This window comes from Butyrivibrio sp. VCD2006 (assembly GCF_000423925.1).
In the GTDB taxonomy this organism is placed as follows: Bacteria; Bacillota; Clostridia; order Lachnospirales; family Lachnospiraceae; genus Butyrivibrio.
The window spans coordinates 188,604-210,091 of record NZ_AUIX01000001.1; the positions used below are offsets into that span (position 1 = coordinate 188,604).

The following is a 21,488-nucleotide window of genomic DNA, read 5'->3' on the forward strand; positions in this document are numbered from 1 at the left end:
TCGCATGAGATCTGAAGCAACTATAATAAAACTAGTTTTAGAAATGGCATCAGCTGATCCATCAGTCCGGGCGGTTATACGCACCAACCTGTTCCCTAAAAGGAAATTTCAGTATTCCTATGAATTCTTTTTTGTGGTCAATGATATCGAAAAATACGAAAATGATATATTCAAAGACTGCTTTGGACAAAGGATTCTCTTATATCGCGGTGATAAGAATTATCCTGAAATGTTCCCCAATACAAAAGCTCACCTCATGGTATTTGAGGATGGAATAACTCTTTCGATAGATGCAAGTGATAAAGATACTTTTTTATCCCGCTTTAACAAAGAGCAGGCCCATGAAAATGTCTGGATTGGTGATACATATAAAAAGCTATTGGATAAAGATAATCTTCTACCTGAAATTGAACGGTTAGAGGAGACTCAAACTATATTTGAAGAGAAACCTTCAGAGGAAGAGTTCCTTGGAACATGTAATGAGTTCTTTTGGGTTCTTAAAACCTTCTCAGAATATGCACTTCGAAAAGAGCTTCCTTCTGCTATGTTCTATCTGAATATTGCCGTTCGCGACCTTCTGAACAGAATGCTTCGCTGGCATATTTACCTGCAGCATGGAATTCCGGTAGATATGGGAATTCTCGACAGCAATATGGAAAAGCTGTTGGAAAAAGATCTTTTCGATTTATACAAAAAGACCTATCCTTCTGCGGATTATGATGTGATTTGGAAGGCACATGAAGCAGTTGTTGAGTTGTGGCACCAGGTTGGACACTCAGTAGCGAATAAATGCGATTTTATTTATCCTGATGCAACTGAAGATGAGATGTTATGTTTCATTAACGCACTCAGGCAGAATTCATTCAAGGAAATTTGATAAGAAGGTGATGTGGTGAGTTTTACATGGCTTAATAGTCCTGTTTCTGATTATTTACCGGTAAAACAGGTATATGGAATTGTTTTCTCGGACGATGGCAGGATACTTCTTCGAATAGAAGATGGAAAATACAAATTGACAGGTGGAAAACCAGAGCAGGGTGAATCATTCGAAGAAACTCTCAAAAGAGAATATATAGAGGAGTTAAATACCATCGTCGAGGATATTCATTACCTTGGATATCTGCTGGTCAAAGAAAATGACATTCAATATGCTCAGGTCAGGATGATTGCAAAAATCAAGAGCATAAAAGAATCCCATACCGATCCTGCCACAGGAAAGCTTTATGGAAGAGAGCTGGTTCCAATAACAAAAGTAAAAGACCTTCTAAACTATGCCGATGAAGCAGGAAACACAATGTTAGATGAAGCTATCGCTCTGGCAAAAGAAGTGTATACCTTTAGTTGCTTTTCGGATGGCTTTTAAATATCAGCTTTCCTCCAAATTTTAGCCTATCAGTATTTGAGAAGTTATAGCGTTTTATAAGTTCGCCGGTAACTGCAAGATGTATTATACTTGATGCCATTTTTGTTCCTTCTGTCACTGTTTTCTGTAATTATTTTTTACCATAAAGTTTATAGAATTTTATAAATTTTTTATGTGTTAGCCGTATTTTGTACACATTTTGAGTTTATCATTTTTCAAAACAAAAATAAGTTAACGTACACATTTTTTCAAGATATTCTGGGGAGGATATTATGGGGAAATTAACTGATTTCAATAAAAACGATTCAAAAATAATTGATACTGCCTACTGCAATGGAAGGTATACCAACATTTCAACCATAAGGAGCAGATTCCTTATGGCCGGAGTAGTACTGTTCGCTGCCGCAGCTTTTGCCTGCGCTCAGATTTTCCTTATCTGAACATAGTATGTATCAGTCATTAATTCGGTGCATAGTTACAGTGCCGTCCGCGAGAAGCTTTCCTTCTTCAGTTCGAACGATTGAATGAATTATAGTGACGGATCTGCCTCTTTTTACAACTGTGCCCTCAGCATATATGACATCTTTGTCTTTTACATTGCTCAGATAGTTAACGTAAACATTCTGAGTTACATAATTATGGTTGTCTGCTCTTGCAGTAATTCCTGCGGAGCAGTCCATCATTGTGTACATAAGGCCGCCATGGATCATCCCATACGGATTCTCCGAATTATCTGTGATGGTTGCTTTAAGTACGCTGTGATCAAGAGAAATCTCGCATATTTCTATGCCGTTGTATTCCATAAAAGGATTCTTTAATCTACTAAGTGCAAATTCTTCAGCCATTTTCACCTATCTCCTTTGAAAAGCCGTCTTTTTACAAAACCACTCTGTCTTTTACAACAAGCTTCATAGCATGACTTATCGGATAATATAATACAAGCATTATTATGAAGTTCCCGGCACAATGAATGAAATCCCATGGAATCCCGGCAATCCACCATGTTATGGCACTGCGAAGCCCTGTGGCTACACCACCCGAGCTAAGGCCGATCACAAAGTACGGAATCGAGCATAATGCACCAAAACAGAGTCCGAATATTCCGGATATTACTGCCCAAAGAATTGCAGATGTGTTTTTCCTGAAAATCCAGGCTATAAAAACCAAAAGCGGCCATGCGTATAAATACATTATCCACCAAATATGGATTCCGTAAAAGGCCCCTTCTATCAAAATAAAAACCGGGACAACAACCACAATTTTCCATCCAAAAAACAGCGTAAACATTATTAGCCAAAAGCTTGTCAGTTCTATATTCGGCATTCCGCTAAGTGCCAGCTTTGAAACCTCTATTACGGCAACCATTATGCCTATCTGCGCTATATCCAAAATGGAAAACTTCCGATTTGTCCCGGTCATTCTTATTGTATCCTTACAGTTTTCTAGTTATTACTGTGCCAACTCATAGGCCCATGTAAATGTATCTCCGTCTGCAACAGGCTGCTCTGAAGCACCTGCCATTCCGTATTCACCATTTACATAAAGTGCCCAGTAAGCACCATCTTCAGCATAAATAGCTCTCTCATCATTTATGTACTCGATCATCATACCGTAATCACTGTCTGTGCCTTGATATGTAAAGCCTGAGCCATCATTAACAAGCTCATCCATAGCCTGGATCAAATACTCAGCATCTGTTGAAAGCTCGTATTCCTTAGCGTTTCCATCGCTTCCTTTAACCTCGATTACGATTTCCTTTGAACCTGCATGTGTTGCCGGTTTATTAAACTTATAAACAACTGCAAAAACAGCCACCAGTAAAACAAGTACTATTGCCCCTATTATAAGACCTTTGTTATTCTTCTTTTCCATTTTTTCATTTCTCCTCTTTGCTTTTTTCTTTGTAAATACACGCCCTCTAGTATAATTCATAATTTCATCTATTAAAAGAATAAAATAATCACAATTTCGACTTCTTTTCATCATGAAGCATGTAAAAAGCAAATAAAAAGTTTACCTTCTTTAGGAAAAGTTTATGTGCAATAACGATAACCCAAATCTATAATTATTATTGAGAGAATCTATTATGCCCTAAGCAGGGAGAAAGGATAAACCCGGAATCAGAATCCCCGGGCAGATATTGAAATATGAAAAAATTTATCAAACGTTCTATGGCAATTTTCTCATTGGCCCTCATTCTTACACTCGCATTCGGCTCAAGATCTCTTGCTTACAGCGAAATTCCTGAGTGCTTTGATTTCGGTGAGACTGTTTTCAAAATGAATGCAGGCACAACTAAAGATGTCTGGATCATGTCCAACTACAACTACACTTATTATATTGGACCTCACTCCAGCTCCGGTACATACATGGAGTGCACCTGCCGCGCCGGATCAGAATATGTAAGAATCCACATAGGAGCTGATGAAACAGAGAAAAATGTTTTCTTCCATTTCTATGTAAGCGATGACAGAATGCCAACCTCAGAAAAACATGATTGCATTGAAGTCTATGTTCAGAACATAGACCCTGCAGCGGCTGCAGAGGTTCAGGCCAAAGAGGATGCACTTGCAGCACTTAAAAGCTTCAGCGGAAACAATTCTGAATTCAATGCATTTTATTATTACTCCAACTACAAGGATTTAAGAGATGCCTATGGAACTGATGCAAACAAGCTCCTTGCCCACTACAATCAGTTCGGAAAAAATGAGCACCGTATTGCCAACAAGCTTAAATAATGCTCCATTTTCAATAAACTCCTAAAATGAAAACAGTCTCCGTATCATCTGCCTGATACGAAGACTGTTTTTATTTAATTATTATTTTCTTCTGAGTTCTTTTTCATAAGCTGCCTAAGGAACAGAGGCTGGAAAATAAATATCAGGAAAAATGCTACAACAAAGCAAATGCAACATGACTTTAGAAACATCGGAACAAATGCTATCTGAGCCATTCCGCCGCTCTGTCTCATAGCCATATTATATGCCAGAGCCACCATTGCAATGGTAATTATCGGTGTATATATCACATCAGAGATAAGGCTCTCAACTACTCTTGTTGAAATCTTACCTCTTTCGAGGCCCCATTTGGCGCAAAGTATCCCGGTTATTTTACCGATAGGAATTACAATACCTATTATCATACTTATTATGGCACTAAGAATAAAGCTGATAATAAATCCGGGAATCGTGAAGTGCCCTGAAGTGAGCGTACCCACAAGAGCAAGACAAAAGCTCATCAAAATGCCCATCCTTATGGCCATCTGTTTTCCGATCTTTCTCATCTGTTCTTCCATATGCTGACCCTCCGCTTTTTAGTTGTGTTGTCAGTGCATCCTATTAACTTATGAAAATTCCTCCGGGTGTTCTTTATAGTACATCATCATTGTGGCAGTAAGACTGAGGTTACTGTTTTCATCACCAATATCGTCTCTGTCTACCCACTCGGCTTTTGCAAGCTCTTCCTCATCCATCTTAATCTTGCCTTCGCCATCAAGTTCGCAATAATACCCAAGAAGCAGATTGGAATCGAATCCCCAGGGCTGGCTCGTAAAGTATCTTATATTCTTAACCTTGAGCCCAACCTCTTCCATTACTTCTCGTCTTACTGTGTCCTCTGCCGACTCTCCGATCTCGCAAAAACCTGCGATAAGTGCATTTCCCTTATATGCTCTTCCGGCATATTTAGTCATCAGTATTTTATTCTTATCGGTAACTCCGACTATAACTGCAGGGCAGATCTTTGGATAAATTATGTTTCCGCAGCGAGGGCACCTTAACGCTCTCTCCTTATCATGGATAACCGTCTCTCTTCCGCATCGTCCGCAAAATTTATTATCGCGATACCACACATAGAGATGGTATGCCGTTATACCTGCAAAGCACAGATATCCAGGGTTTGCACCGCGAAGGACTCTTATATCCTCATAGCGATACTGATGCTCCGGAGCCTTATCCTCGGAAATCTCAGAAATAAAAAAACCGTACTCTCTTTTAGGCATGAAAAACTTTGTACCATCTATCTCAAAGAGATAAACCATCTCACTTTTATCGATGCCTATATCCCCTGCCTTGGGAAATCGTACCTCACCGTTTTCCTCAAATGTGCAAAGAAGCTCCCTTCCACGAAATGAAAAAACGTAGTCCTCCGGATCCGGAAGAATGGCCTTGTATTCATTATGAAATTCTTTAGGTGATATATCCTGAATCATATACTGATTGTACATTATTTAAATGTATAACGATAGCTTGTTTTTAAGAAATTTGCTAGTTATAATATATTTTATACAATTTAAATTCGAGGAGGTATATCATGCAGGAAGTTTATGAGTTTTTAAAGAAATGTGGAACTTATTATCTGGCAACTGTTGATGGGGATCAGCCCAGAGTTCGTCCTTTCGGAACAGTAGATATTTTCGAAGATAAGCTCTATATCCAGACAGGAAAAGTTAAAGATGTTTCAAAACAAATCCAGGCAAATCCCAAGGTTGAGATTTGTGGTTTTGTAGAAGGTAAGTGGATCCGTGTTGCAGGAGAGCTTGTGCGCGACGACAGAATTGAGCCTAAAAAGCATATGCTTGATGCTTATCCTTCACTCCAAGGTATGTATTCTGCTGAAGATGACAACACAGAAGTTCTCTACTTCAAGAATGCAACAGCAACAATTTCTTCATTCACAGATGCACCCAAGGTAATCACATTCTGATCAGATTATAAATAGCTAAATAATCAAAATTTCAATTAAATAAAAAATCTCCTGTGCAGTACGGCTAATAGCCAAATCCTGCACAGGAGTTTTTTATATTATTCCAAAAGATCTAAGCACAAACAACCAAAACGCAAGTGAAAATGAACATCCAAAGGTCGTCATCATGATGATACTGCTGCTAAGCGTTCCCTCATGTCCCATACTCTTAGCCATAATAAAACAGCTAACGGTTGTAGCAGAGCCGAGCATTACAAGGATAGCCACTATCTGTTCTCCGGCAAATCCCATTCTTACAGCAATCGGCAGGAATACTCCTACCAGCGCAAAGAGCTTTATGAACGATGCAAGAAGCGCAGGCTTTATATTATTTAATGCCTTCTTGTACTCGAAGGTCGCTCCCATTGACATCAGCCCCAGCGGTGTCGCAAGTGCTCCTATATCCGATAGTATCCTTCCTATAACCCTTGGCTTAGGAATACCCACAAGGGACCAAAGTAAACCTGCAGCAATTCCTATGATAATCGGATTTGTAATTATCCCTTTCAGGGTGCTTTTCATAAGTACTTTTCTATCTGTTCCCGCACTCGCATCTTCATTATCCGCGGTAAGCGTGAGAATAATTACAGCAAAAATGTTGTAAAATGGCACGCTTCCAAGAATCATGAGCGGTCCCATCCCTGTGGCCTCACTCCCATATATATTCCGTATGAAAGCAATTCCCAAAAGTGCTGCACTGCTTCTGTAGGCTCCCTGTATAAACTCACCTCTTCTTGCAGTGTCCTTGATTACAATTCTTGATAATAAGTAGATAAGCGCTATGCTTACTGCTGTGACGATAACGCAGAATGCTACGAACTTTCCATCCCAGGTCCCTGCAAAGTCCTGACCCGAGAGATCTTCGAATAACAAGACAGGCAGTGCCACCTTGAAAACAAACTTATTCATCCAGGCAGATGCTTTATCATCGATAAGTCCAAGCCTTCTAAAAACATTCCCAAGCACCATAAGCGCAAATATAGGTAATGTCGCATTTAAACTAAAAATCAGATTCTCCATGATGTCTTTGTCCTCCGCGCATTACCTATATTATATTTATTTATTTTAAAAAATAAACTGTATTTTATTTGTAGCAGTGATAGAAGGTACTATTGCATTCCAGAATAATATGTCCATCCCTCTCTATCCTTTTATCAAAAAATTCTATTATCTTTTCCTTATGGTCATTCAGATATTTTGCTGCCTGATCAAATCTCTTCAGCATGCGGTTAAAAAGTTCCTCGGAATCATCAAATCTAAGGGGACCGGGAAGTACAACAGGCACGACCTTTGAAAAATATTTTGAAAGCTGTCCTTCGAAAACGCTCTGCCTGTCATAAATACTCTTTCTCTTTTTAAGAGCAAATGACTTATCAAGTCCCATCTCATCAATCAGCTTTTCCCAGAAATCATTTTCAGATCCGACTCCCAGATAGGTTACGGAAAAGAATCCGCCATCCGTAAGAACGTCCGCAACATTTTTCATAATAGCTTCCATATCGCTCATGTATGCCATGAAATAATGAGCCATTACCTTGGAATACTTCTTCTTTCTTATCTCCTTCCAGGTTTCTTCGTCCTCAAGATTACTAAAGTGCACCTGAATCTTCATATCATCCGGCACGGGTTCTCTGTTTTCGCGAAGGTCTTCGTCAAGATTGTCCGCCCAGCTCTCATGTATATCATATCCGTCAACGGTAAGATTTGCAGGCATTCTATCCCAGTTCTTCCTGTACAGGAGGCCATAGCTGATTCCAAGATCCAGTACTGTGTCGCTCTTCTCAAACTCCATTGAGTCAAAAATCTTTTCATACCACTCTATTCCATCTGCGGCATGAGTCTCAGCATACCATCTTCTCTCATCCTGTCCCTGACTCATCTCCATTTTCTTGATCACATCGGCAACATCATCCCAGTCAGGATTTTCATCGATTCTTGCCAGAGCAACCTTGATACATTCAGCCGCTTTCTTCATTTCATAGATCTTGTTTTCCATAAGCTCCAGTTGCTTCTTTAGTGTTTCAGCTATGGATTCGTCATCGCCACTTTCAAGATTGCTCTTAATCTCCTCAAGACTAAATCCCACATGCTTTAAGGCAATGATTTTCTCAAGAATCATTAGCGAATTCTTATCGTATAACTTGTAATTGCCCTCAGAGTATCCAACCGGCTTAAGCAGGCCTTTTTCATCGTAAACCCTGAGCGTTTTCTGAGAGACCCCCGCCTCTCTTGCGATTTCACCTGATGTCATTTTATCTTTCATACGCTTCTCCTTGTAAACAGTGTAATCTATTATCTATTTTTTGCACATTCTCTTAAGCGCTTTTTTGAGATAATCCCATGATAAAGTTTGCCCCAGGGGCGAAGTCAACACTCTTTTTTAACGTTTTTTTGACAACTCACCACAAAAAAATAACAACTCACCACAGATTCCACAAATCAATAATTCTGCATGTTAATCTTTTTTCCAACAATAAAATATTACTATGGAGGGAAAAATGGGGAAACTAAAGAAAATAACAGCTCTTTGCACCGCTCTGTCACTTATTGCGGGATGCGGAGTCACTGCTTCTTTGCCGGAAGATACCACTGACGAAGCAGAAGAAAAAGTGGAACAGGAAACTCCTGCCCGTGCACAGGATGATTTCTACAGATACATAAATGAAGACGTGCTAAAAAAGCTCAGCTTCAGACCCGGAGAAGTGTCAAGCTCAGGCGCTTTTGATCAAAAGATAATTGAGGATCAGGTAAAGGGCGTTGTCAGCGAAGTAGCTTCTGGCAGCGGATATGAAAAAGGCACTGAGGAAGACATCATTAAAACCGCTTATGACCTTTATAGCGCCTATGACTTTGAAAGCAGCCCTGTTCCTACAGAGCTTGATGGTCTGCTAAGGGAGATAAATGATGCTTCATCTGTGGATGAGCTTCTGAAAATTGACGCAAAGCTCCAGACAGATTACAACATCACAAACCTTTTTAACATCAACATTGATTCAAACTATTTTTCACCGGAGGATATGATACTTGTTTTCCAGCAGTATCATGACTTCATGGGTGTCAACTTTACTACTCTTGAGGATACATATTCCCCTCTTAATTCTGTCAAAAAAAGTGCCAGCGCATACTACAGCGCTCTTGGGCATGACAAGGATATCTCAGATGAAGTGGGAACAGAACTGGGTCACATAGCAATGGATATTTATAACAGTACAGATCAAGAATTACTGCATGCCGATATGACCTACAATTACTTCAAGATCTATTCACTTGATGAAATGCAGGGGATTCTCCCTTCCGTGGATTTGGTGAAATACATTGAAAATCTGGGCATAGACTCTCAGTACTGTGGTGAGTTTGCAGTTTATGATCCCGCTCAGCTTGAAAGTCTTGGCAAAATACTAACTGAGGATAACCTTGAAGCCTTAAAGGCCTGGAAGATGGCGTCCCTTGGTTCGATGTATCAAAAATTTATAGCAAACGGCTATGATGCACTAAAAGACCTTGTAATCATTGATTATGATCCAAGAGAAACCCAGATAATAAATGAAATCTATAACAGTTTTCCTGCAGAAACAGATCCTATCTATGTAGAGAAATACTATTCAGACGAAGCGGACAACGCACTAATTTCCCTGTGCGATAGGATAAAGACCGAGTACAGAGTACTCATTAGCGGTGCCGACTGGCTAAACGAAGCTACCAGACAGGGCCTTTTAAATAAGCTCGAAAAAATCGAGTATGTCACAGGAGCTGATAGCGTACGCCATGATGCCTCTGAATATGCGAGTTTACCTGCAGACAACTATTTTGAATACTTCCTTTCCTATAAGAAAAAGAAATTTCAGGAAAAGATTGAACTCCTTAAAAATGGGATTCCGAGGGATAAGGTGCTCATGAACATGCAGACCTTTAACGCCTGCTATAATCCCTCCCTCAACAACATCACCATTACAGTAGCCATCATGAACGGTGCTTTCTTCGATCTGAATGCAGATTTTTACACAAATCTCGGAGGCATCGGAATGGTAATCGCCCATGAGATGGGACACGGCTTTGACAATAGCGGCGTCCTCTTTGACGAAAACGGCAAATATAATCCCGGCTGGGTTGGCGCTGAGGATACAGCAGCTCTTGAAAAGAGAAACAGCCAGGCAGTCGACTATTTTGAAGATAACTTCACAGTTTTACATGTTTACCATGTGGACGGAGAACAGACGCTTGGAGAAAACTATGCAGACCTTGGTGCAATGGAATGCATATCTTCCATTCCGGAGACTGACGAGCAGAGAAAGCTTCTGTTTGAAAACTATGCGAGGATATGGTGCACTAAAAAATCTGAGGACAGCGTTATAAGTCAGATCGATGAAGACGTGCACAGCCCTGAAGTAATAAGAGTAAATGCCATTCTTTCTACCGTGAATTCCTTTTACGAAACCTACGGCCTCAAAGAAGGCGATGGCATGTTTATACCTGCAGAAAAACGAATTTCAAGATGGCATTAAGGAAGGTATGATATGAATATAATTCTAAAGACAACTCTAAAAAACACATTCGGAAAACCATTAAGAACTCTGCTTGTTGTTTTCTCAATATTTATCTGCACTTTTATGGCACTTTTCACCTTCGATATTATGAAAACATCAACTGATCTCATAGAAAATATGCTGAGTGAATCTAAGGGAGCAGCAGATATGTCCGTTGACATGAATCTTGTGGATACCGACAGGATTCCGGAGGACTTCCCGGAATATAGCGGTCTCATAATCAGAGATTTCTATGAGTCATTTTCAAATGACATCGAAGGAGAATATGCCTACGTTACTATGGACCAGCTCGCAATAAGTGCTACAGATCCGGCCGGAGCTATGGCTATGGGATATCTCGATACAGATAAGCTCGGCGATAACGAAGCAATCATCACCGATTCCTTTGCCAAGGAAAAAGGCTACAAGGAAGGTGATAAATTCACAGTCCACGATATGGCAAAAAATCCCCATAAGCTTACCATTGTTAAGATTGTGGAGGAGGACGTCAAAAGCATTTTAAGAAGAGGCAATCATGCAACCGTAAACAATGCAACCGGCGACATTCTTTGCTGTAACAAGCCCATTTCCGGAAGTATCATGATAGACCTCAAGGATAATGATCTTATTGACGATGCTTACGATATGCTTGTGGATGATTTCGGAAAAGAGAATGTTTATAAGTATTCTCTAAATGAAGATAGTAAGGATGTTCTTGGTCAGCTCTTTAGCTTTTTATTCCTGCTTTTTGCCATTACCTTCCTTCTTCTCATATTTATCACATTCTCAATATGTGACAGGATTGTAGGCGAAAGAATGTCCTTTATCGGAACACTAAGAAGCCTTGGATTAAGCTCAGGAACTACTGCAGTTGTGCTTCTTTTGGAAAATGTAACCTACGCTCTTTTTGGAAGCATCCCGGGAACCCTGCTCTATCTTGGAATCAGAAGCCCCATGTATGCGACAGTTTTCAATCCTGAGACACTTGGTAACATAAAAATTACGATTCCCGAAGTATCTCCGGCTCTCGTTATCACCGTTATTTTGTCAGCAATTCTTATTGAATGCCTTGTTCCGTTAAAATCCGTACTGAAGGCACTTAACACCTCCATTAGGGATATCATTTTTGATAACCGCGATACTGCTTACAAAATGCATAAGTCTTCTATTGTAGTAGGAACAGTAATGGCCATACTGGCTGTGATAACAGCCTTCTTTTCCGGAAATCTTCTGGGAGCAGCGATCTGCCTTATTGCATCAGTTATGGCCCTCGCTTTTCTGTTCCCTCTGATTTTAAAAACCGTTTCAAAGCTCATTGGTAAGCTAGCGAGAAAGAGCGGTCACGAAAAGCTAAGACTTGCATCAATCGAAGCCATATCACGAAAGAGCACCGTAGGAAGCGGCGTTTTATGCGCTACCTCAGCTGCGATGTGCGTGATCATTTATATAATCTCAATGTCAATGATGGGAACCTACAACACCGAATCCTATGACTGTGATGTAGTAGTTACCTGCGCAGCAAAGGCCAGTAAGCTTTCATTTGTAGAGCACATGGACAATATAACCGATACAGAATTCGTTTATGGTCATATGGATTCTTTAGGTATTGAAGGCGAAGACAAACTAAAAATCGGAATGGTCTTCGGAATGCCTGAGAATGGCTTTAGATTCTATCACGCAATCGGTGATCTTCCGAATACCCTGGAGGAAGGAACTATATGCTTGGAAAGCGGATGGGCAAAACGTCGTGGCTATAACATTGGTGACCAGATAACTCTTACCTTTGATAAGGAAGGTGTATTCCCGATAGAAAAGACATTTTCTGTTGCCTCATTTTTCAAGATAAGTCCTTATGACGGTTTAAAGAATCCGTTTGTAGTATCGCTGCATGATTACAAGAGTATTTACCACGATAATCCCAAAGAACTTCTGGTGCGAACAAGCACACCTGAAGAAACAGCAAAGCTCATTGAAAGCTATGCCGGAAGCTCTGTTTCTGCTGCAAAGACAAAACAGGAGATCATCGACGCTTACAACAAAGATGTTTCTTCCTCAGTTATGGTTTATAACATCATAATCATAGTTGCCCTTGCCATGACCTGTATCGGAATTATCAACAATCAGATAATCGGCTTTGAAGGACGAAAGAAAGAATGTGCTGTCATGCTTTCCACATCTATGAGCAACAGAACCCTTTCAGGAATATTGTTTAAGGAGATTCTGATAACCTCCTTAACCTCCGCAACCGCAGGCTGCGTCCTTGGAACTCTACTGACCTTAGTTCTGAAAAAAGCCACTGAGAGCGCGGAAATACTGGTACTTAACATAGATATTAACCCTAAGACAATATTTACACTGTGGATATCAATGACTGCCCTGTTTGCACTGACCGTGCTTTTCCCCATCAGGAACCTTCGAAAAATGAAACTGTCAGAGCAGATTAAATATGAATAATGTGAGGAGATAAACGATATGAGTACAATGATAGAAGTTAAAAATGTATCAAAAACCTTTGGAAAAGGTAGTAATATAAACCGTGTTCTCGATGAATGCTGTATGTACGTAAATAAGGGTGAATTCGTATCCCTCATGGGAGCATCCGGCTCGGGAAAATCCACGCTTCTTTATCTTGTGGGCGGTCTTGATCGCGACTTTGAAGGTGAGATCACTCTTTGCGGAGAGAATATAGTTTCACTTAATGACAGAAAGCTCTCAAAGCTTAGACTTTCAAATCTGGGCTTCGTTTTCCAGTTCTACAATCTTGTGATGAATTTAAATGTTGAGGACAATATCCTCCTTCCCGCAACCATGAATGGTCGTAAAAGAAGCGAGCTAAAGGAAGAGCTTGATGAGATACTGCGAATCACAGGTCTTACAGAAAAGAGAAAGGCTATGCCATCAACCCTGTCAGGCGGACAGCAGCAACGAGTTTCTATAGCAAGAGCTCTTCTTGGAAATCCTTCAGTTATTCTTGCAGATGAACCTACCGGAAACCTTGATTCCAAGGCTACTGCAGAGATTATGGAACTCTTTAAACGCCTTAATGAAGAAAAGGGTATCACCATCCTTCAGGTTACCCACTCCAAGGAATGTGCTGATTATGGCACAAGAACAATAACACTTGATAATGGCAAGATGGTCAGCTGAGTGGTAGTATGATATCGGAGGATATCATGAAATTAGCTATTGTTGACGACGAGAGTGTTTTTAGACAAGAAACAGACAAAGCAATCACAACGCTTTACGGAAGGGGAGAAGTCAGCTGCTTTCATTACGCAGATGGCAAAGAGCTCATAAGTGGCTTAAGGACTGGTTTTATGCCTGATGCTGTTTTCCTTGATATCGAGATGAAGGAAATGAATGGCATGGAAACAGCCCGGGCCATTCGCAGCTTTTCAGCAGATGTTCCCATTATATTTCTTACAAGCCATACTGAAATGGCGATGGACGGCTACGAAGTCGGTGCCTTCAGATTCCTCAAAAAGCCAATGGATCACGAGAAACTCCGTGAAGCCTTAAGAGATCTTGAGAACAAACTGAAGGTAGAGGAAAAGATTGCCTTAAGGGTCGATGGGGAAGATGTAATCTATCCCATATCTTCTCTTATCTATGCAGAGGCCAGTAACAATTCCGTAAGGTTTGTTTTTACTGATGGTGATCTGACAACCCGCATGAAGCTGAACGACGCCATAAAGCTTATCGATGGCCTTTCAGCGGACTTCTTTAAATGTCATAGATCCTATCATATTAATCTTGCACATGTATATAAACTTGGCACCGGCGAGGTTTCAATGGACAATGGCGACATTGTTCCGATTTCAAGAGGTCTTGCTTCCGGTGTCAAAAAGAAACTTTTCGATTATATAAGGAGAACCGGACGATGAGCTATGGGATGAATATTCTAAATTACATTCTTACTATGATTCCCTATATCTTCTTTCCGCCTCTTATCGTTTTCTTTACGTCTGAGGTTCTGCGACATGAAATTCGTCACAGGAAAGCAGTCTATATCTCCTCTTTTGTCGTTGGCATCTTTGTCTCCGTTATACATACCTTTGTATTAGTCAATTTTTCAAATAGCAAAATAACTTCATCTTTGACCGTAAGAAAATTTGGAGATCTTATAATTGTAATAATCATTTCTATTTTTATGACCGGCAAAGGCTGGAAACGATTTCTAACAGCCTTCCTTGGCAGAGATATTCTTGTTTATGTGCTCACTATATTATCTGCTATAGGTTATCTCATAACGGGAGCCGATGTTTCACTTGATAACGCCCAAAAGCCACTTTCTATAGCAGCCTTAGGCGTACTGTGGATTACTATTGAATATCTAATGTTTTTCTTTATTGCAAAAATGCGCAGAAAAAAGGATAACACTCCGGTTCCACTCATTGTGACCTTTACTCTATTTACTATCGTTACTCTTCTTGCAAATTTACTTCCCATCTATTGGGATGTACCAAACGGATTAACTGAAAACCGGGCACTGTATCTGACATTTATACTGTTATCCCTCGGTTTTGTTGTAGTGTTGTTTTATATAACCTCATCGAGAAAAGAGCGCAAAGATCTTATGGAGTTAAACCAGGTCAAGGAGGATCTCATTCAGGCAGAGGCGAAATATTTTGAGGCTGCTGCCGGAATGGATAGCAAAATCAGGGCTCTGAAGCACGATATGAAAAACAATGTCTCTGTGCTCTCTCTTTTGCTGAAAAACGGTGAATATGACAAGATGAAGGATTATCTCGAGGAGATGGGTGCAGCTATAGAAACCGCTGATGTCAGTGCACATACCGGCAATACCATCGCTGATGTCATTATTTCCGAAAAGCGCGAAAAAGCCAAGGAAGCCGGTGCTGTACTTAAGGTCTCAGGTTCTATTTCAGATATAGAATTTTCCCCGGTGGACACCTGTAAAATCCTTGCAAATATACTGGACAACGCTATCGAGGCAGTAAGTGATGAAAAGCTTACCGATCTGGATGAATCCTTAAAAGTTATTAACCTTGACTTCAGGCACACAAATAATTTCCTTATGATGTCCCTAAGGAATCCTTGTGCCAATAAACCTGCAATTAAAAATGATACTCTTGTAACCACCAAAAGAGATACAAAAAACCACGGCTTCGGGCTTAAGAATGTCCGTGAAGCCGCGGCTGTATACTCGGGAGAATTATCCTTTGAATGTAAAGAAAAGCCCTATGGCTATGAATTTGCCACAGAGCTTCTTTTCCCAATAAATGCTTAAGATAAGGCGTCCATCCGGCGCCTTATTTTTCGTCACATACCTGGAAGATATAAAACTTGAGGTAGAATGATGCATCGTTGGACCAAAGGATTGGATGATCCGCAGCCTGCTGCCTGAACTCTACCTGACGAAGCTGCTTGTGAGCACTTCTCGCTGCTTCTCTTATGGTCTTAGCAAATAGCTCCTCATCCATAAAGTGCGAGCATGAACATGTGGCAAGGAAGCCTCCATTTTTAACAAGTTTAAGTCCTCGTATGTTGATCTCTCTATAGCCTGTTACCGCCTTCTTAATAGAAGCTCTTGATTTGGTAAATGCCGGAGGATCAAGGATAACTACATCATACTGCTCATTCTTCTTCTCAAGGTCAGGCAAAAGATCAAATACATCAGCACACTGGAATTTAATAATACTCTCCAGCCCGTTAAGCTTTGCATTTTCCTCAGCCTGAGCACATCCTACATCCGATGCATCAACTGCAAGCACAGAACTTGCTCCTGCTGCCGCACAGTTGAGTCCAAAGGATCCCGTATGTGTAAAGCAGTCAAGCACCTTCTTACCTTTACAAAGAGATGCTATTGCTCTTCTATTATTCTTCTGATCAAGGAAAAAGCCTGTCTTCTGGCCATTCTCAACATCAACGTAATACTTAACACCATTTTCTTCTATTAAAACCTTGGTGTCGAAGGGCTCACCGATAAAGCCCTTTGTTCTCTCAAGACCTTCCTGCTCTCTGACCTTGGCATCACTTCTCTCGTAGATGCCGCGAATCTTTACACCATCCTCGGCAAGAACTTTTTTGCAGGCATCAAGGATAATGTCCTTCATTTTGTCTGTACCAAGGGCAAGCGATTCTATAACAAGAACATCTGAAAACTTGTCTATTGTTATGCCGGGGAGGAAATCAGCCTCACCAAAAACAAGACGACAGGACAGTTTCTGAAGCGTCTTTTCCTCATCATCCTCAGTGCGGTCAGCCTTTATTCCTGCCTGATCGTAACCGTATAACACAGGATTCATGACTGCCTTGCGATACTCCCATGCATTTCGAATCCTTGTCTCTATCAGTTCCTCTGTTACAGGGTTCTCTTTTCTTCTGGACATCATGCGGACTCTTATTTTGGAATTGGTATTGATAAATCCATATCCCATGAAATATCCGTCATGGTCATGAACCTCTACGATATCACCGTTATCAAAGCTGCCCTCGACTCTGTTGATCTCATTGTCGAAAACCCAGGCGCCGCCTGCCTTGATTGTGCGGCCTTCGCCCTTCTTCAAAACTATAGTTGCATTTGAAATCTTAATTGAACTCATATTTTCTTCTTTCTTAAACTGTTTTCATTTTTCTGTTTTTAAAATCTCGAATCTTCTCTTTGGCTCTTCGATTGAAATAAGTCCGTCCGAGCCACCGACTCTCTCTACCACGCAGGAAGCTACGCTACAGCCAAATCTTCCACAGTCTTCTAAGCTGTATCCTTCCGAAAGTCCATATAAAAAGCCTGCTGCAAAGCTGTCTCCCGCACCTGTTGAATCAATAACTTTATCAACCAAATAGGCAGGTATCTCAAGAACATCGTTTTTCGTCCTTATTATACAGCCTTCTCTGCCCCTCTTAATGACAACGCATTTCGCGCCTTCTTCTATGAAACGCCTTGCATTCTCTGCCGGATCCTTCACCCCTGTCAGCATCGATATCTCATCCTCATTTGCAAGGAAATAATCGATGTATGGAAGAAGGCATACTATATCAGTAAGCTTCTCGCCATTCTTTGGCTTTGTCATATCGGTTAAAAGAATCCTCTTTTTATCAGGATCGCCTTCCTTTATCTGTTTAAAGATTCTCTCAAGACTTGCAATCCTGAGAACCGGTGACACAAATATGCTGGCGAAGCTCACAATATTCGCCATATCAGCTATGTTCGGAATAATATCACTCTCAGAAAGCTTTCTTAAACAGCTCTTAGGATCTGTTAAAAAGTAGCGCTCGCCCTTTTTATCAACAAGCACTATGTTGATTGACGAAGGATACTCATCCGACACCGTCGTGCGCTGAATCCTGACTCCGTTTTCTCTAAGAAACTGCATAATCCTCGCCCCGACATCGTCCTCGCCAAGCCTCGTGATAAGTTCAACCTTCTTCTCAAGCCTTGTCAGAGCAACAGCCTCATTAAGCGCATCTCCGCCATAGGAAGTCTTTATGTAGTCCATCGGCATTGATCCAATATCAAACACCTCCGGTCCTGCCGCGCCGGCCAAAATATCCATCACCGCCGCTCCAATTACAGTTATATCCAATGAATTACTCAATACCCCTCACCATTTTCCTTCATTAAATTAATAACAACAATCATAATTAATATACCATATATGACCGTTATCATAAAAACTGCTTAATTAAAGCTTTATGAAATTCCTCTGCCCTATTGACATAACTCGATTTTTTTTGTATCATCATGTGTGCTGCGAAAGTCTTCTCACGACTTCCGCTTAACATATAACGAAGTGTGGCTCAGTTTGGTAGAGCGCTGCGTTCGGGACGCAGAGGTCGCAGGTTCAAATCCTGTCACTTCGACTACTACTAGAAGGTCCGGAATTCTCATGGTTAGTGGGTTTCCGGATTTTTCTATGTCTCGAATTTGTTAATAAAATTTACGCTTTACCGTCATTAAATTGGGTGACCAGTGGGTGACCTAAAATTAAACCGCATGGATACTGGATTTCGTGAGCTTATCATAGATACCTTCCAGTAGAAAGGTACCAGCATATGAGTAATATCTCTCATTCGTTTCTACAGAATGTCCAAGGATCAGTGCCCTCTCTCTAGCATCAAGGCCAGCTGGAATAAGCACATTTGAATGCCCTTTGCATCGATAGAAGAGCTGGAGCACTGCAGTGAAGCGGCTGCAACAATACATATTTGTCCATCCCTTTCGACATACATGGGAGCGGGACTTAGCCAGTTGTACGGTGTCCCCTTGAGGCAGGTATAGATTCAGCAAAGCTTTTCAGCGAAGGAGCAGACAGCCCTTACGCCAACATGATAGCAGTCAGATCGGAAGATGCGGATAACCCGGCTATCAAGGCACTTGTAGAAGCGCTTCTCGACGAAGATACACAGAAATTCATCGAAGAAAAATATGATGGAGCAGTAATTCCGGTTAAATAAATGATGTACAAAGGGACGGTTCATGTGACTTATTTGAACCGTCCCTTTTTGTACTAATGATCTTTATAGACGCTGGCCCTTTTATGTTTTTTATCCTCATATAGATTGGCATCGGCTTTATCAAGCATGTCGCTAAGAATTACATTACAGCCGCACTCAAACATGCAGAAGCCCATACTGATTGAAACATAATACTCTTTGTCTGTGAGCTGATTTTGCTTTTCTGTTTCGTCCGCAATCAGTTTTCTGATTTTCTCCTCGGGGTCCTCAGCTTCATCTGTAATATAGAAGGCGCAGAATTCATCGCCGCCATATCTTGCTACGATAGAAGCATTCTCGCTTATGCTGTTTTTCAATATGCTGCCTGCCAGACGCAGAGCAAAATCCCCATCCTCATGGCCAAATCTGTCATTGATGATCTTGAGATTATTTAAATCCGCAAATATTACAACTCCGCATCTGCCACTATTCTCAGGTTTCTCGACAGAGCGATTAACTGCTTCAAGAAAGCCTCTTCTGTTCAAAAGCTGTGTCAGAGGATCTGATTTGGATATCTCATCCAGTATAGAATTGGCCTTTGCAAGCTGTTTTAAGCTGCTTTTTAGCTTGCTTGCGTTTTCTTCTTTGTTTTTTAGCAGCTCGATGGTCTTAATAGCCGCACTTGTCTGATAGATGCCCGTTGTAATATAAGGAATGTTATCAGCATTCATCTCGAATATCATGACACCATACTGCTCCGGTCCTGAAAAAAGCATTGCTGCGACGGCATTGATTTGCCTGTCTCGATCTGCAAAAAGATCTGTAAAAAGATCCTTAACAGGCCTTAGCTGAATATCACTTGCCGGGACATAGGTCTTATCTCCAATCTGATAGGCCTTTAGCAACATAGTCTCTGCCACACCCGGATGCTGATTTTTTCGTACAATCTGATTATGGGGCAGCCGTAAAAGATAGGTACTTTCAAAGCCGTATTTCGATAGTGTATCAATCATTTGAGAGAACAGAATATCATCAGCCACCGCATAATTGAGCACATCTCTTAGGAAGGTAGTCGTTACGAAATTAAGTAGTTCTGCCTTCTCAATCATCTTGTCCGCATTTACCTGCGAATAGCTTGCTGCTTCGTGATAAATATGCTGAAAGGCCTCTGACAGGGTTCGCTGCCAGTGCTCCCCGTTATCCTTCATTTTCATTTGCCTGTAAAGACATTCAAACAGGAAGGTAATCTTCTCAGGCCTTGTAAAAGGCGCCAGCTTCATCTTGTTAAGTCTGCACCCGACCTTTGAAAGTTTCTGAAGCGTTTCATCGCACCGACAGGTATCATCTTGCATGCTCTCAAAGACGCACTTTATTGTTTGTTCAAGAAGCTCGATAATTCGGGCAGCACCTTTTTCATAATCATTGCCTGCGAAGATATACTTATTAACCATTCCCATAACATGGTCAAAATGCGAAGAATCTTTAAAGTCTTCTACTGTAAACGGGATAGTGGAGTAGTCCTTTGTCGTACAACCGCATGATTGTCTTTTAATAAGCTGCGATTGTATCTTAATATTGTCTATGCTGCCTGCAAGAAAATCCTCTACAGACTTAACTGCCAAATATCCAAGCCCTGCAGCATCAGCACTAACTGTAGTAAGCTGGGGATCACTTGCGACAGCGCTGGGAGCATCATCGAAGCCCATCACATGGATATCCTTGCCAATCTCAAGTCCGCGCTTTTTGAATACTCTGTATCCGCCTATGGCCATGCCGTCATTAGCAAAGATCATGGCATCCATGTCCGGATGAGCATCCAGTAATCTCTCTACCTCTTCATCGCAAAATTCTGAAAAATTACCATGTCCAACCATGGTCGGATCAACTTCCATTCCAAATTCAGTAAGGACTGATTTATATACTTCATAACGCTCAATGGAATCAGCATTTTCCAGAGTCCCTGCCATGAATCCAAGCTTTTTGCAATGATGATCTCTGATAAGGTGCCGGATTCCGGCTGACAGTCCCGCTTTGTTGTCAAAGCATATATTGGCATAGCCATCGATAGAGCATGTAAGTAACACAATTTTGGCATCGCCGAAAGATTGCAGGAATTCCAATTTCTGTTCAAAAGTGGAGAAAAGACCGATTGTGTTAATATCAATCAGAAATATGTCAAAGTTTGTCTTTTGAGCATAGTCAAAGATAGTATCACTCTGATACTCATATTGAGTAATATTATTATCATAATAGGGGGGATTTATGAATTTTCCCGGAAAAACCACAAGATTGCTGTCTGTCTCTGTTGCCGCAGTCATGGCACCGGTGCAGAGCTGCCGAACAAAAGTATTTTCAAATCCGGCTACCAGCAAAGCTATGTTATGCCTTTTCTTACCCATTCTTTAAATACCTCATTATTGCATCTATGGAAAATAATTTTCTTAATTATATCTTATGAGTAG

General features: G+C 40.8%; 22 protein-coding genes and 1 tRNA gene. 12 read left to right on the plus strand and 11 right to left on the minus strand.

The features are described from left to right. The first annotated feature begins 4 nt into the window (after nt 1–4). The 3 genes from G586_RS0100820 (at nt 5) to G586_RS25925 (ending at nt 1,803) form a co-directional block, all read left to right on the plus strand. Complete coding sequence (locus tag G586_RS0100820; RefSeq protein ID WP_026526163.1) at nt 5–877, plus strand: aminoglycoside 6-adenylyltransferase; 873 nt, start codon at nt 5–7, stop codon at nt 875–877. A gap of 15 nt (nt 878–892) precedes the next feature. Further along, nucleotides 893–1,363, plus strand: coding sequence for an NUDIX hydrolase (locus G586_RS21230; protein WP_051204329.1), 471 nt, complete (start codon nt 893–895; stop codon nt 1,361–1,363). A gap of 272 nt (nt 1,364–1,635) precedes the next feature. Further along, nucleotides 1,636–1,803, plus strand: a complete 168-nt coding sequence (locus tag G586_RS25925) for a hypothetical protein (protein ID WP_155833994.1) — start codon at nt 1,636–1,638, stop codon at nt 1,801–1,803. Between the two features lie 12 nt (nt 1,804–1,815). On the opposite strand, the gene G586_RS0100835 is transcribed toward G586_RS25925, so the two are convergent. From G586_RS0100835 to G586_RS0100845, 3 genes are read right to left on the minus strand one after another with little or no spacing between them, the layout of a single operon-like run. After that, nucleotides 1,816–2,208, minus strand: coding sequence for a PaaI family thioesterase (locus G586_RS0100835; RefSeq protein ID WP_026526164.1), 393 nt, complete (start codon nt 2,206–2,208; stop codon nt 1,816–1,818). A gap of 31 nt (nt 2,209–2,239) precedes the next feature. After that, nucleotides 2,240–2,782, minus strand: coding sequence for a hypothetical protein (locus G586_RS0100840; protein ID WP_051204331.1), 543 nt, complete (start codon nt 2,780–2,782; stop codon nt 2,240–2,242). Nucleotides 2,783–2,812: 30 nt separating this feature from the next. Next, on the minus strand, nt 2,813–3,235 hold the full coding sequence (locus G586_RS0100845) for a DUF4430 domain-containing protein (RefSeq protein ID WP_026526166.1): 423 nt from the start codon (nt 3,233–3,235) through the stop codon (nt 2,813–2,815). A gap of 275 nt (nt 3,236–3,510) precedes the next feature. Here G586_RS0100845 and G586_RS0100850 point away from each other — a divergent pair, with 275 nt between their 5' ends. Next, the gene (locus tag G586_RS0100850; protein ID WP_026526167.1) at nt 3,511–4,101 is read left to right on the plus strand and encodes a hypothetical protein; all 591 of its coding nucleotides are present in this window, start codon (nt 3,511–3,513) and stop codon (nt 4,099–4,101) included. A gap of 74 nt (nt 4,102–4,175) precedes the next feature. Here G586_RS0100850 and G586_RS0100855 read toward each other — a convergent pair whose 3' ends face one another. Both G586_RS0100855 and nudC read right to left on the minus strand, forming a co-directional pair. After that, nucleotides 4,176–4,658: a hypothetical protein gene (locus G586_RS0100855; RefSeq protein ID WP_026526168.1), complete on the minus strand. Its 483-nt coding sequence runs from the start codon at nt 4,656–4,658 to the stop codon at nt 4,176–4,178. A 48-nt stretch (nt 4,659–4,706) separates the two neighbouring features. Beyond that, the gene (gene nudC / locus G586_RS0100860) at nt 4,707–5,573 is read right to left on the minus strand and encodes an NAD(+) diphosphatase (RefSeq protein ID WP_026526169.1); all 867 of its coding nucleotides are present in this window, start codon (nt 5,571–5,573) and stop codon (nt 4,707–4,709) included. Nucleotides 5,574–5,674: 101 nt separating this feature from the next. Between nudC and G586_RS0100865 the strand changes: the two genes are divergently transcribed. Then, nucleotides 5,675–6,067 (plus strand): pyridoxamine 5'-phosphate oxidase family protein, encoded by a 393-nt coding sequence (locus G586_RS0100865; RefSeq protein WP_026526170.1) that lies wholly within the window; start codon nt 5,675–5,677, stop codon nt 6,065–6,067. Nucleotides 6,068–6,160: 93 nt separating this feature from the next. Here the strand turns inward: G586_RS0100865 and G586_RS0100870 are convergent, their stop codons facing one another. Both G586_RS0100870 and G586_RS0100875 read right to left on the minus strand, forming a co-directional pair. Continuing rightward, nucleotides 6,161–7,126 carry an AEC family transporter gene (locus G586_RS0100870; RefSeq protein ID WP_026526171.1) on the minus strand — a complete coding sequence of 322 codons (966 nt, stop codon included), beginning with the start codon at nt 7,124–7,126 and terminating at the stop codon, nt 6,161–6,163. Nucleotides 7,127–7,190: 64 nt separating this feature from the next. After that, nucleotides 7,191–8,369: a MerR family transcriptional regulator gene (locus tag G586_RS0100875; protein ID WP_026526172.1), complete on the minus strand. Its 1,179-nt coding sequence runs from the start codon at nt 8,367–8,369 to the stop codon at nt 7,191–7,193. Nucleotides 8,370–8,604: 235 nt separating this feature from the next. Here G586_RS0100875 and G586_RS0100880 point away from each other — a divergent pair, with 235 nt between their 5' ends. The 5 genes from G586_RS0100880 (at nt 8,605) to G586_RS0100900 (ending at nt 15,880) form a co-directional block, all read left to right on the plus strand. Continuing rightward, the gene (locus tag G586_RS0100880) at nt 8,605–10,608 is read left to right on the plus strand and encodes a M13 family metallopeptidase (protein ID WP_026526173.1); all 2,004 of its coding nucleotides are present in this window, start codon (nt 8,605–8,607) and stop codon (nt 10,606–10,608) included. Between the two features lie 12 nt (nt 10,609–10,620). Beyond that, nucleotides 10,621–13,083, plus strand: a complete 2,463-nt coding sequence (locus G586_RS0100885) for an ABC transporter permease (protein WP_026526174.1) — start codon at nt 10,621–10,623, stop codon at nt 13,081–13,083. An 18-nt stretch (nt 13,084–13,101) separates the two neighbouring features. Next, the gene (locus tag G586_RS0100890; RefSeq protein ID WP_026526175.1) at nt 13,102–13,776 is read left to right on the plus strand and encodes an ABC transporter ATP-binding protein; all 675 of its coding nucleotides are present in this window, start codon (nt 13,102–13,104) and stop codon (nt 13,774–13,776) included. 26 nt (nt 13,777–13,802) lie between these two features. Then, the gene (locus G586_RS0100895) at nt 13,803–14,513 is read left to right on the plus strand and encodes a LytR/AlgR family response regulator transcription factor (RefSeq protein WP_026526176.1); all 711 of its coding nucleotides are present in this window, start codon (nt 13,803–13,805) and stop codon (nt 14,511–14,513) included. A 212-nt stretch (nt 14,514–14,725) separates the two neighbouring features. After that, a complete protein-coding gene (locus tag G586_RS0100900) occupies nt 14,726–15,880 on the plus strand; it encodes a sensor histidine kinase (RefSeq protein WP_196811521.1) in 1,155 nt (384 codons plus the stop codon). A gap of 22 nt (nt 15,881–15,902) precedes the next feature. On the opposite strand, the gene G586_RS0100905 is transcribed toward G586_RS0100900, so the two are convergent. Both G586_RS0100905 and G586_RS21235 read right to left on the minus strand, forming a co-directional pair. Continuing rightward, nucleotides 15,903–17,195, minus strand: a complete 1,293-nt coding sequence (locus tag G586_RS0100905) for a class I SAM-dependent rRNA methyltransferase (RefSeq protein WP_035772017.1) — start codon at nt 17,193–17,195, stop codon at nt 15,903–15,905. Between the two features lie 24 nt (nt 17,196–17,219). Continuing rightward, nucleotides 17,220–18,188 (minus strand): carbohydrate kinase family protein, encoded by a 969-nt coding sequence (locus G586_RS21235; protein WP_155833996.1) that lies wholly within the window; start codon nt 18,186–18,188, stop codon nt 17,220–17,222. Nucleotides 18,189–18,379: 191 nt separating this feature from the next. Between G586_RS21235 and G586_RS0100920 the strand changes: the two genes are divergently transcribed. Then, nucleotides 18,380–18,453, plus strand: a tRNA-Pro gene (locus G586_RS0100920). Nucleotides 18,454–18,577: 124 nt separating this feature from the next. Here G586_RS0100920 and G586_RS25930 read toward each other — a convergent pair. Then, nucleotides 18,578–18,796, minus strand: a complete 219-nt coding sequence (locus G586_RS25930) for a hypothetical protein (protein ID WP_026526179.1) — start codon at nt 18,794–18,796, stop codon at nt 18,578–18,580. Nucleotides 18,797–18,867: 71 nt separating this feature from the next. On the opposite strand from G586_RS25930, the gene G586_RS25485 reads away from it, so the two are divergent. Then, nucleotides 18,868–19,047 (plus strand): MetQ/NlpA family ABC transporter substrate-binding protein, encoded by a 180-nt coding sequence (locus G586_RS25485; protein ID WP_081674058.1) that lies wholly within the window; start codon nt 18,868–18,870, stop codon nt 19,045–19,047. A 53-nt stretch (nt 19,048–19,100) separates the two neighbouring features. Here the strand turns inward: G586_RS25485 and G586_RS0100935 are convergent, their stop codons facing one another. Then, the gene (locus tag G586_RS0100935; protein ID WP_026526180.1) at nt 19,101–21,425 is read right to left on the minus strand and encodes a diguanylate cyclase domain-containing protein; all 2,325 of its coding nucleotides are present in this window, start codon (nt 21,423–21,425) and stop codon (nt 19,101–19,103) included. Nucleotides 21,426–21,488 lie beyond the last annotated feature (63 nt).

Excerpts from the sequence above, each read along its gene's own strand:
- G586_RS0100820 (WP_026526163.1), top strand. The coding sequence starts at position 5 with ATGAGATCTGAAGCAACTATAATAAAACTAGTTTTAGAAATGGCATCA.
- G586_RS0100840 (WP_051204331.1), bottom strand. The coding sequence starts at position 2,782 with ATGACCGGGACAAATCGGAAGTTTTCCATTTTGGATATAGCGCAGATA.
- G586_RS0100885 (WP_026526174.1), top strand. The coding sequence starts at position 10,621 with ATGAATATAATTCTAAAGACAACTCTAAAAAACACATTCGGAAAACCA.
- G586_RS0100850 (WP_026526167.1), top strand. The coding sequence starts at position 3,511 with ATGAAAAAATTTATCAAACGTTCTATGGCAATTTTCTCATTGGCCCTC.
- G586_RS0100890 (WP_026526175.1), top strand. The coding sequence starts at position 13,102 with ATGAGTACAATGATAGAAGTTAAAAATGTATCAAAAACCTTTGGAAAA.
- G586_RS0100855 (WP_026526168.1), bottom strand. The coding sequence starts at position 4,658 with ATGGAAGAACAGATGAGAAAGATCGGAAAACAGATGGCCATAAGGATG.
- G586_RS0100880 (WP_026526173.1), top strand. The coding sequence starts at position 8,605 with ATGGGGAAACTAAAGAAAATAACAGCTCTTTGCACCGCTCTGTCACTT.
- G586_RS0100865 (WP_026526170.1), top strand. The coding sequence starts at position 5,675 with ATGCAGGAAGTTTATGAGTTTTTAAAGAAATGTGGAACTTATTATCTG.
- G586_RS0100905 (WP_035772017.1), bottom strand. The coding sequence starts at position 17,195 with ATGAGTTCAATTAAGATTTCAAATGCAACTATAGTTTTGAAGAAGGGC.
- G586_RS0100845 (WP_026526166.1), bottom strand. The coding sequence starts at position 3,235 with ATGGAAAAGAAGAATAACAAAGGTCTTATAATAGGGGCAATAGTACTT.
- G586_RS0100895 (WP_026526176.1), top strand. The coding sequence starts at position 13,803 with ATGAAATTAGCTATTGTTGACGACGAGAGTGTTTTTAGACAAGAAACA.
- G586_RS0100875 (WP_026526172.1), bottom strand. The coding sequence starts at position 8,369 with ATGAAAGATAAAATGACATCAGGTGAAATCGCAAGAGAGGCGGGGGTC.
- nudC (WP_026526169.1), bottom strand. The coding sequence starts at position 5,573 with ATGATTCAGGATATATCACCTAAAGAATTTCATAATGAATACAAGGCC.
- G586_RS25925 (WP_155833994.1), top strand. The coding sequence starts at position 1,636 with ATGGGGAAATTAACTGATTTCAATAAAAACGATTCAAAAATAATTGAT.
- G586_RS0100870 (WP_026526171.1), bottom strand. The coding sequence starts at position 7,126 with ATGGAGAATCTGATTTTTAGTTTAAATGCGACATTACCTATATTTGCG.
- G586_RS0100835 (WP_026526164.1), bottom strand. The coding sequence starts at position 2,208 with ATGGCTGAAGAATTTGCACTTAGTAGATTAAAGAATCCTTTTATGGAA.
- G586_RS0100935 (WP_026526180.1), bottom strand. The coding sequence starts at position 21,425 with ATGGGTAAGAAAAGGCATAACATAGCTTTGCTGGTAGCCGGATTTGAA.
- G586_RS25930 (WP_026526179.1), bottom strand. The coding sequence starts at position 18,796 with ATGTATTGTTGCAGCCGCTTCACTGCAGTGCTCCAGCTCTTCTATCGA.